This is a genomic window from Microcystis sp. M169S2, assembly GCF_020245865.1.
Classification (GTDB): Bacteria; Cyanobacteriota; Cyanobacteriia; order Cyanobacteriales; family Microcystaceae; genus Microcystis; species Microcystis ichthyoblabe_A.
Genome location: NZ_JADBUB010000126.1, coordinates 1 through 9,975, shown reverse-complemented (window position 1 = coordinate 9,975; position 9,975 = coordinate 1). Strand labels below are relative to the sequence as shown.

The 9,975-nt window shown below is 43.2% G+C and carries 11 protein-coding genes, 1 tRNA gene and 1 pseudogene; 7 read left to right on the top strand and 6 right to left on the bottom strand.

What is annotated here, in order from left to right; all coding sequences use genetic code 11:
- The 3 genes and pseudogenes from IM485_RS13030 to IM485_RS13020 all read left to right on the top strand — a co-directional run.
- On the top strand, window positions 1–441 hold a 441-nt coding region (locus IM485_RS13030; protein WP_287743547.1), incomplete at its 5' end, for an ISAs1 family transposase.
- Window positions 442–677: 236 nt separating this feature from the next.
- A pseudogene (locus IM485_RS13025) lies at window positions 678–1,394 on the top strand (hypothetical protein); the annotation flags it as partial.
- 417 nt (window positions 1,395–1,811) lie between these two features.
- A complete protein-coding gene (locus tag IM485_RS13020; protein WP_061431455.1) occupies window positions 1,812–2,414 on the top strand; it encodes a Uma2 family endonuclease in 603 nt (200 codons plus the stop codon).
- Window positions 2,415–2,535: 121 nt separating this feature from the next.
- Here the strand turns inward: IM485_RS13020 and murA are convergent, their stop codons facing one another.
- On the bottom strand, window positions 2,536–3,849 hold the full coding sequence (gene murA / locus IM485_RS13015) for a UDP-N-acetylglucosamine 1-carboxyvinyltransferase (RefSeq protein ID WP_104397344.1): 1,314 nt from the start codon (window positions 3,847–3,849) through the stop codon (window positions 2,536–2,538).
- 191 nt (window positions 3,850–4,040) lie between these two features.
- On the opposite strand from murA, the gene IM485_RS13010 reads away from it, so the two are divergent.
- A tRNA-Leu gene (locus IM485_RS13010) sits at window positions 4,041–4,124 on the top strand.
- 62 nt (window positions 4,125–4,186) lie between these two features.
- On the top strand, window positions 4,187–4,975 hold the full coding sequence (locus IM485_RS13005; RefSeq protein WP_287743541.1) for a TrmH family RNA methyltransferase: 789 nt from the start codon (window positions 4,187–4,189) through the stop codon (window positions 4,973–4,975).
- 20 nt (window positions 4,976–4,995) lie between these two features.
- Here IM485_RS13005 and IM485_RS13000 read toward each other — a convergent pair whose 3' ends face one another.
- From IM485_RS13000 to IM485_RS12985, 4 genes are all read right to left on the bottom strand, one after another.
- On the bottom strand, window positions 4,996–5,730 hold the full coding sequence (locus IM485_RS13000; protein WP_104397342.1) for a TIGR02391 family protein: 735 nt from the start codon (window positions 5,728–5,730) through the stop codon (window positions 4,996–4,998).
- 373 nt (window positions 5,731–6,103) lie between these two features.
- On the bottom strand, window positions 6,104–6,289 hold the full coding sequence (locus IM485_RS12995) for a hypothetical protein (RefSeq protein ID WP_002752778.1): 186 nt from the start codon (window positions 6,287–6,289) through the stop codon (window positions 6,104–6,106).
- The gene (locus tag IM485_RS12990) at window positions 6,282–6,431 is read right to left on the bottom strand and encodes a hypothetical protein (protein ID WP_287743538.1); all 150 of its coding nucleotides are present in this window, start codon (window positions 6,429–6,431) and stop codon (window positions 6,282–6,284) included. Before IM485_RS12990 ends, IM485_RS12995 begins: the two co-directional genes overlap by 8 nt.
- A gap of 28 nt (window positions 6,432–6,459) precedes the next feature.
- Entirely contained in the window at window positions 6,460–7,152 is a 693-nt protein-coding gene (locus IM485_RS12985) for a Crp/Fnr family transcriptional regulator (RefSeq protein WP_104397461.1), read from the bottom strand.
- 474 nt (window positions 7,153–7,626) lie between these two features.
- Between IM485_RS12985 and IM485_RS12980 the strand changes: the two genes are divergently transcribed.
- Both IM485_RS12980 and IM485_RS12975 read left to right on the top strand, forming a co-directional pair.
- Window positions 7,627–7,815, top strand: coding sequence for a hypothetical protein (locus IM485_RS12980; protein WP_002752772.1), 189 nt, complete (start codon window positions 7,627–7,629; stop codon window positions 7,813–7,815).
- A complete protein-coding gene (locus IM485_RS12975; protein ID WP_002737690.1) occupies window positions 7,800–8,096 on the top strand; it encodes a type II toxin-antitoxin system RelE/ParE family toxin in 297 nt (98 codons plus the stop codon). The genes IM485_RS12980 and IM485_RS12975 overlap by 16 nt, the downstream gene beginning before the upstream one ends.
- Window positions 8,097–8,311: 215 nt before the next feature.
- On the opposite strand, the gene IM485_RS12970 is transcribed toward IM485_RS12975, so the two are convergent.
- Window positions 8,312–9,763: a GTP-binding protein gene (locus tag IM485_RS12970; protein WP_287743533.1), complete on the bottom strand. Its 1,452-nt coding sequence runs from the start codon at window positions 9,761–9,763 to the stop codon at window positions 8,312–8,314.
- Window positions 9,764–9,975: the final 212 nt, after the last annotated feature.

Genomic DNA, 9,975 nt, shown 5'->3' with positions numbered 1-9,975 from the left:
GCAGAAAGTTGCTTTCTCGAACAAGATAATAGTCATGGACGAAAAATATCAAGAAAAATAGAAGTTTTTAAAGTGAGTAAAAATGAAAGACAAGGGTTTGAAAATCTACGAAGAGTTATTAAAGTAGAAAGAAAGGGTAGTCGCGGGGATAAAACGTATGAAGAAACAGCTTACTATATCAGTAGCCTAACCGAATCCGCTCAAGTATTTGCTAAAATTATTCGAGGACACTGGAAAATAGAAAATCAGTTACATTGGGTAAAAAATGTAATTTTTGAGGAAGATAAAAGCGAGATAAGCGATTTTCAAGCAGCAAGCAATTGGTCAATTCTCACAACTATAGGATTGAATCTTTTCAGAGGTTTGGGTTTTCTCTCAATAACGGAGGGACAGAGGTGGTTAGCTGAACGGTGGGAAAAACTGAGAGTTTTATCTACGTAAGAAGCAGAAAAATTAGCTAAATTAACAGGATGTACTCTCAGACAATTTCAAGAAAGATAGGCTTTTAGTGGCTTGGGAACAAGCTTTATCAATTTATTCATAATAAATTTGGCAGAGGATTAAAGATTAGTTATTGTGACTAACTCTTTTGATTAGAAAAAGATAAACTTGAGAATCTTAAGTGAAATTTATTGACTTAAAATCAGCTGTACTTAATTTAAATGAATCAACCCTACCCCTCCGAGGTTGAGATTCGCAGTTGCATCTCAAAGTTATATGCGGTTCATGGCGAAGTCTTGAGGAAGGCGAAACGGATAAACAAAACTCTAACAGAAGCTGAACTACCAGTTCTCTGGATTTTAACGCCTACTTTTTCGGGGAGAATCATTGAAGAAGTCGTGGGAATCCCCCCTTCATTCCTACCAGAAGAGGGGATGAAAGAGGAGTGGGGAAAAGGATTTTATTTTTCCCCTAGCCTGTTCAAAACAGGAATCGTCGCCATCCATCAATTACCAGTCAATGAGGAGACTTTATGGTTGAGGGTGCTAGGGAAAGGAGGGACACAGAAACGAGCAGTAGAAGAATTAGTGCAATTGCCTGAAGGTAATCCCTTCCAAGAGAATTTACTGGAAATTCTGGCCAACTGGCGCAAGAATTTAGAATTGAGAGATAATTTAAGTGCAGAAGAACAGGAGGACATCATGAACTTATCACCAGCTTATCTAAAGCAACGAGAAGAGTGGAAATTAGAAGGAAAGCAAGAAGACACTTTAGAAGGACAACTATCCCTGATAACCAGTCTTCTGGAAGGACGTTTTGGCAGCCTAGATGCAGAATTATCTGGTCTGGTGGAACAGATTGCCCAACTTCCTATCTCGGAACGCACCGGGTTACTTCTTTCTCTGGCTAATTTATCTCGCTCAGAACTGTTAGAAAGATTCAGGGAAAATTAAACTTTCACTCCCCCTAAGCTAGGAAAAACTATTCCCAAGCATTAATAGAAAACGGGTTTCTCGGAGAAACCCGCTTTCTGTGCGTTACTCAACGGATTTAGTATGACAACTGATAAAAACCCCTCTAATTAATGAAGGGGAATTATCGGATTTTATTGATGGTTTTAGGAGACTTTTGTGGTTTCTTTTTCTGAAAAGACGGACAATAAAATAACAATACACACTCTCCTTTTTTAAAATGTATTCTAAGCTACATTTTTATAAATATTTACATTCCTCTCCGTCAGGCTTCTTTGGCAAGGTTAAGAGCGATCGCATTCTATCTTTTGGTAGTTAATAATGCCGTTGACAAGAGCTAAGTTAAGATTGAAGGGCATTCAGTTGTTAACTCATGTAATTCTTGAGTAGGGCGAAAATATGACGACACTACTTGTACAAGCGACCTCGGCTCCTTTGATGATTGATCTTCCTTGGATTATGCCGATGACGGAGGAGCAGTTTTATGAATTTTGTTTAGCCAATCGAGATTTACGCATTGAACGCAGCGCTAGTGGAGAAGTGATCGTTATGCCTCCTGCTTTTTCAGATACGGGTAATCGCAATTTTAATATAGCTCTGCAACTGGGGAACTGGTCAGAACTAGATGGAACGGGGCTTGGGTTTGATTCTAGTGCGGGTTTTACGCTGCCCAATGGTGCGACTCGTTCACCCGATGCTGCTTGGATTAAATTAGAACGCTGGAATGCTTTAACAGAAAAACAAAAAGCCTCTTTTGCCCCCATCTGTCCCGATTTTGTCATTGAATTACGTTCTGCTAGTGATACGGTATCCAGTTTGCAGAAAAAGATGGAAGAATATATTGCCAATGGTACTTTATTGGGTTGGTTAATCGATCGCCAAAATCGCCAAGTCTATATTTATCGTCCCTATCGAGAACCGGAGATTTTAAATGCTCCTGAAACCATTAGTGGTGATCCAGAATTGCCGGGGTTTGTATTAGTAATGGCTAAGATTTGGTAAATGCGATCGCTGATGAAAGGTTCCGTCAATATAGAACAACTAAGCACGATTAACGCTGTTCTATCGGTGTTGCTCACGGGAATTCTCAACACTGATAGAACAGCGATAACTAATCATCCTGTTAAGATTGGGTCAGGGTAGCCAATTCTAAGGCTAAAGGATCAACCCGGCGTAAATTTGCCCCTAATGCTCTTAATTTACCCTCTAAATTATCATAACCTCGATCGAGGTGATGGAGTCCCTGCACAATAGTAGTCCCCTGGGCTGCCAATCCTGCCACCACCAAAGCTGCCGAAGCGCGTAGATCCGTGGCCATCACCGGCGCTCCGGAGAGGAAAGGCACACCGCGCACTAAAGCCACATTTCCTTTGACCTTGATATCTGCTCCCAGACGCTTTAATTCCGCCACATGACGCAGACGATTTTCAAAAACCGTCTCATTAACCACGCTACTGCCCTCGGCTAAAGTTAATAGAGCCATAAATTGGGCCTGCATATCCGTGGGAAACCCGGGATAGGGCAGGGTTTCGATATCGGTGGCTTTTAAGTCTTTAGGGATAATCCGGAGACGATTGGGACCATCTTCCACCACTTCTGGACCGATTTCGTGCAGTTTAGCAATTACCGAAGCTAAATGGCTGGGAATCACCGGATAAAGACTAATTTCTGAGCGGGTAATCGCCCCGGCTATCAGTAAAGTCCCAGCTTCAATGCGATCGGGAATGATATTGTAATCGGTACTGTGCAGACGGGAAACTCCCTCGATGACAATTGTATTGGTTCCAGCACCGCGAATTTTTGCCCCCATGGAAACACAAAAATTGGCTAAATCAATCACCTCTGGCTCTTGGGCTGCATTACCGAGAATGGTTTCCCCTTCCGCTAAAGTCGCCGCCATCATTAGGGTTTCCGTCGCTCCCACACTGGGATAATCCAGATAAATATTCGCCCCTTTCAGACGACCATTACCCTTAACGCGGGCGTGTACCATGCCGCCATCGATTAATACATCTGCCCCCATTGACTGTAGGCCCCTAACGTGCAAATCCACCGGTCTGGCCCCAATGGCGCAGCCGCCGGGAAGGGGAACTTTTGCTTCTCCTAAACGGGCTAAAATCGGTCCAATGGCAAAAAAACTGGCCCGCAACTGGGAGACGAGATCGTAGGGCGCTTGAGCTTGTTTGAGGTCTCTGCCATCAATCTCTAGTCTATCTCCGGTGCGACGGACTTGCACGCCCAAAGCCGAGAGAATTTGACTCATCCGCTCGATATCGGCCAGGGCTGGTACATTACCAATCTGGCACTCGTCGGAGCAGAGTAAAGCACCCGCCATAATCACTAGAGCGGCATTTTTGGCACCACTGATCTTAACTTCACCCTTGAGAGAGTGACGACCTTGAATTTCTAAATAGGGATGCTCGGTATCGATGGTCATAGGATCATTCATTTATCTTAGTTGAGAGTCTTGGCTAAGGAGAGCTTCGGCAAAACGACACTGCATTTTATCAGATTTTTGAACGAATTATCGGTGATTCTACCCCGAAAAACGATTTTTGTCTTAATTATCTCAACTATCTTGACTTATGGATTGTCCGATAGTATAATAAAAGATTGTGAAAGAAAAACGCGGAACTGGCGGAATTGGTAGACGCGCTAGATTCAGGTTCTAGTGTCTGCAAAGACTTTCGGGTTCAAGTCCCGAGTTCCGCATTATCTCCCTCAAAACGTAGTTATTTAGGGCAGCCCTAGCGGGGTGAAAAATCCGATTGGCTATGATTAGCAGTGTTCAAAACCCTTTAATCAAGCAAATTCGCAAGCTACACCGCACTAGAGAGCGACAGGAGCAGAATTTGTCCTTAATTGAGGGAACCCACTTACTAGAGACGGCTTTAGCCGTGAATTGTTCCCTAGAGACGGTTTGTTATACTGAAAAGTGGCAGCAAAGACAGGGAGAATTAGCAGAGAAGCTTCAAAATCAAGCCAAACGAGTCGAGATAGTTTCCCCGGAAGTCCTCGCTTCCCTAGCAACAACGGTTAATCCCGATGGTGTGATTGCCACTATTCCCCGTCATCACCTTCATCCAGTCCCCCAAAATCCGCTACAATTGGGCTTAGTTTTGGAAAGATTGCAGGATCCAGGCAATCTCGGCACTATTATCCGCACTGCCGTGGCTACGGAAGTACAGGGTATCTGGTTAAGTCTTGATAGCGTCGAAATCGATAACCCCAAAGTGATCCGCAGTTCCGCCGGGGAATGGTTTCGATCGCCCCTAGTGGTAGAATCGGATTTATCGGCTTTAGTGAAAAAATATCAAGCACAGGGGGTAAAAGCGATCGCGACTTTACCCACAGCCACCAAAAACCACTGGGAGATTGATTTTACCCGTCCGACTTTAATCTTGTTAGGCAATGAAGGAGCCGGTTTATCGCCCCAATTAGCGGCTTTAGCCGATGAAACGGTGAAAATTCCCCTCTTTGGTGGTGTGGAATCTTTAAATGTTGCGATCGCTACTGCTGTCATCCTCTACGAAGCTAGAAGACAATTATCGGTGAATAGTTAAACCAGACAAGAATTAGAGATTTATGTATTCTCGTTTTCTGTCTCCCAATCTAAATCATCTAGCATCTTCAACAATAAATCGATGAATACGATAATTGCTCCACCCTCCTCTGGTTTAGGATCGATGAATCGATGAGCGTAACGATTACGAAAAAACTTCATTGTACCCGAATATAAATCACGGTATGCCTCTAATTCTTCTGATGGAAGCTTATCTTTTTGTACAGATTTATTGCTTCCAAAAATTAGGTTAACAATACCATTACCCGTGGCTTTTTGATTAATATTATCAATATTTCCCAGTTTCCTCATGCGGTCCTCTAAAACCACTGTCGCATTGCGAATCGCAGTATCCCACGCTTTTGGATTATCTCCACCCGCACTCACAGAAAAACGGACTCTCTCCCATAGTTCGGAGTCTAAATGTTCAACTTCAGTCAAGGGAATTAGATGAGGAATAGCCGAGCGATTGGGTTCAGCAAAGTTAGAATCAACCGCTTCATAAGCTTTTCCTGTTAGAGTGCCTTTGTATTGATGCTGGCTTTTTTGTTGCCATTTAATATAACCATATTCTTCTAATATATCGAAGGTTGCGAATTCGACATAAGGAGGGCTATCAAAACCATTGTAATTTACCCAAAGATGATTGTTAACAGTCGGACTGTAGTACCAAATACAGTCCTCTTTAAGATTACCAGCCCGTACTTCTTTAACTATCCATTGCAAAAGTTTTTTTTGATTGTCTGTTAAACTCATATTTAAGCCTCGAAAAATAAACAACAGTACCATTATACTATGTAGTTTTGATTTTCGTAACGGGAATTTGCTAAAATTGACATCTATATGGGGTCTGCTGAAAAAGTACGGGCGAAGCATTCGGGCAATAACCTATCGGTGAAACCGTAGATTTTCTATCCGAATGCTTCGCCCCTACAGGACACGGGCCGATGAAGACGCAAGGTTTTAAACGAAGATTCTCTCAAAATCTTGCACCCGTGAGAGCAAAACAGAACCCTAAAACCCTTACCTCGTCTATATTTCACATTTATTCAGCAAGCCCTATATAAATCCCTCGGATAGGTGAAACTGTTTCTATGAATAGTGCAATTTGAGACAGTCAACCAATTTTTTACACTTCCGTTTTTTTGGCAAGTTTTGGCGGAATTTGGGCGGCTGTTAAGGTGACAATTTGGCCATCTTTGAAAATGCTGATAGACTCTCCTAAGAGGCGGTGTCTCTCAATTGCTTCTGCGATTGCGACTCTAACACCTGTATCGATTCGTTCCGATAATTTATCAGGAATTGGTTCAGTCATGGGCTACCTCGGTTATTTGTTGCCAGATAGAGGAGTCATAGATTTCTGGGGTTGCTGATTTGCGATAGGAATGTGCTTGTGTGGGGTTTTTAAAACCTAGAGCTAAACTAACTTTTGGATAGGATGCACGGTTGGCATTCATAGCTTGAGTCAGCAACACCGCAGAAAAATTAATTCTGACTCAAAAATAAACTGGGCAATCCGATAAGATTATCCTGCTTAAAAAAGATCGAATTTTGTTGTCGCAATTTACCGATTAATCTTGTTACTGTTACTCTGGTAGTGCCGATGGCGCTGGCAATTTGAGCGTGAGTTAGGGGATAGGGAAGATAATAGCCTTCTACACAGGGTTGACCGTATTCTTCCAATAATAAAACCAAGAACCCCATTAATCGATCGAGGGAGCGTTTTTGACCGAGAATACTCAACCAAAATAACTTACGCTGGTATTGATGGCGAAAAGTTTCCATAACAGCCGATCGCAATTGCGGCCATTTTTCTAGGTCTTCCCAGTATAACCAGACTAACTCGGTTCCGTCTAGATGAGCTTGGGCTTGTAATTGAAAGGGAAATTGAGAAACAATCTCAAAAGGTTGACCTGCACCCACAAAACCGAGAAATACTTCCTCACTATCGGCAATAGGTAGTTGACGGGGAAATTTTTGGTCGATAACGTTAACTTGTGCCTTACCAACAATACGAATCGCCCCAGATTCCACAAAGTATAACAGTCCGGGGCGTGTGGCGACTTTTTCATCTTTGGCAAAGGTATGGTTACGATAATGGGATTTTGCCCAGTTAAAGATTTCTGTTTCTTGACCGATTAAGGGTACAAAATCCGACGAAGGAACCGAAGAAGACATTAAAATTAATAACCCACTGGGGCGTTGAGGGAACTGTAAACTAATGTAACAAAAAATTGCTGCGATTGGGGGGGGTCTTGTGGCCGCTAGATGGTTATCGGTCAATAATCCCTAAAAGTTGCGGGGATTGAGCAGATAGGAGAATTATTAAGTATTCTTAACAGAATACCCGCCCCAATGTTACAAAAGCTAGATAATCACCTTATCTATTCTTAACTTTTTCTCGCTTTTCTGGGGACTATGGCATAAGATAGGATGCGTAACTATTAGTTTTCTATCTATGATATAGCGTTTCTCTTAAAGATGAAGTATAAAGAAATTTGGCATTATCTCTTGGCGACCAGCTACTGTTAACCGTTCCCTGTTCCCTAAAACCAGATACTTTGTACCTCACTATTAAGATAACTGCTATAGATGATAGTTGATAGATAATTTAAATTTATACTTTTCCTTAAAAACTTCGGTCAAACTTGTATGAATAGCATTAGACAAAAAGTGGAATCCCTCTTGAATCAATTACCGGATGATTGTTCAATTGAAGATATTCAGTATCATTTATACGTTCTGGAGAAGGTGCGCCAAAGTTTGAGCGCTGCTTCTCTAGAGAATACAATCCCCCAAGAAGAAGTTGAGGGTCTTTTAAACAAATGGCTGATCGAGTGAATTATCGCCTTGTCTGGTCGCCCAAAGCAATTGAAGACGTGGATGCGATCGCATCTTATATTAGTCGAGATTCCCCGTCCTACGCGGCGGCCGTCGTGCGTCGAATTCTTGATATAAGCTATTCTTTAGAAAATTGTCCCCTAGAAGCGAAAAAATGCGCCGAATTTAGCGATGATACCATCCGAGAAAAGTCTGCCTATGCCTACCGTCTGATCTATCAAATTCAAGGAGCAGTAGTTATTATAGCGGCGATCGTCCATAGTAAGCATTTCTTGGATTGATCTAGTCAGTTATCAGTGATCAGTTATCAGTGGTCAGATTTGAATTTTCAGTTCACAAGGGCTGAATCTAAAACCAAATTTGTTGAGCTAAAAGCTTTAATCTACTCAGTTTCTAGCCTTCTTTTTAGGTAGGAGAATTGCCAGATTCTTTCTGGGAGCCTCTTGCCTCTTGCCTCTTGCCTCTTGCCTTCAGTTCACTGATTACTGATTACTGTTTACTGATCACTGAAAAGTCCCCCACCCGCCAATTTTGAGCCTAATTCCCGCTTAATCCGGTTGAGAATCGAGGTTTCATCGAGGGAATCGAGAATACTGGCTACCACTGCCTTCGGGCCATCGGGTCCCCAGGTGGCCCCATTAGCGAGATAGGTTTTCGTCACTTGGCCGATCGCATAACAGGATACACCGGCAACTCCCGCTTGAGTCAGGGCGATCGAAGTATAGGGAAGGAGAGAAATGCCGCCAGTGGCAGGAATCGAGAGGCCGAGCAGTCCTTTGAGGGAACTTAAGCCCAAAACCGCTAAAAATTCGCTGGCACTAATACCCCCCATATTGAGGGCAATTTTTTGTAAAAGAGCGATCGCTCCCCGACGAGTTAAATCGATGCCGTATAAGCGAGAAAGAGCGAGAATCATGGCTAGATCGATAACTGCTCCCGTAAACAGATCCAACACCGTCACTGGATTGAGAGCGATCGCCGATGCTTTGATCATCACTGCTTTTTGAATCAATTGATTAGCCCCGCGATCACGGATAGCCATTTTGCGGGCGACAATTTGCTCGTTTACCTCGTCCGCATACAGCATAGAATTGAGTGCTACGAGCGATTTACCCTCTCGCTCTAGAATTTCCAAAATTTTGAGTTTCAGAGCTTCTATCTGGGGTTTTCCGCGAAATCGTTGCGTTTTTAGCCGCTCATCCTGAGCCTTGACGGTATCCGTCAGGAGGGGAGAGGCTGCCACCATAACAATCTCATCGGGGGAGAGTAATTCTTTCACCCGTTCTGAGGCGATTTTCTCATAGATAGCGAGGCGATCGACTTCCGGATACTGATCGATTTTATTAAAGACCAAAATCATCGGTTTTCCCGCTTCCCGCAACTTGGCCAGGGCGGAAAATTCTACTTTGGTCATATCACCGGAGATGATAAAAAGGATTAAATCCACCTGCTGCGCCACCTGACAGGCGAGAATTTCCCTCGTTTGCCCATCTACCTCATCAATACCGGGAGTATCAAGCAATTGCACCTGAGCATTACCCTGGCCGTTCAGGGTCAGACGCGCTAGATTGGGGAAAGTATCATCGCTGCTTAACTGCCAATTTACCCCTTTAATGGTGCGGGTAACTCCGTGTAGAGGACCGGTTGTAAAGATTTCTTGACCGACCAGAGCATTTAAAATCGAGGATTTTCCCCGGCCCACCAGGCCAAAAGCGGCAATTTGAATCAGGGATCGATCGAGTTTTTCTAGCAGGGCTACCAGGCGATCGATCTCCGCTTCTAGACCAATTTTCTCGATCGAGGTAAGATCCAGACGCTCAACAAGTTTGCCCAGAGAATTGCGTGCCTGATTATAGTTGAGTTCTTCTTGAATAGTGCCGACACCTCGAAGTGCTTGTTCTAGGTCTTCGGTATTCCAAGCTCGATCGAGAGACGGGTCAGAGGTCATTTCAGTTATCAGTTATCGGTTATCAGTTGTCAGTGATTAAGTGGGTGGGTGTTAAAAATTGTCAGATACCTCCCTTATCAAGCTATCCCTTATAGGGATCTTTCTTAACAATTTTTGCAGTAAGCACTCCAACCCTTATCCTGACTTGATTTCAGTTTTTTCTTTGTCAGTAAGGGTGTCAACAAGGAATATTAAAAATTGTTAACCGAGTC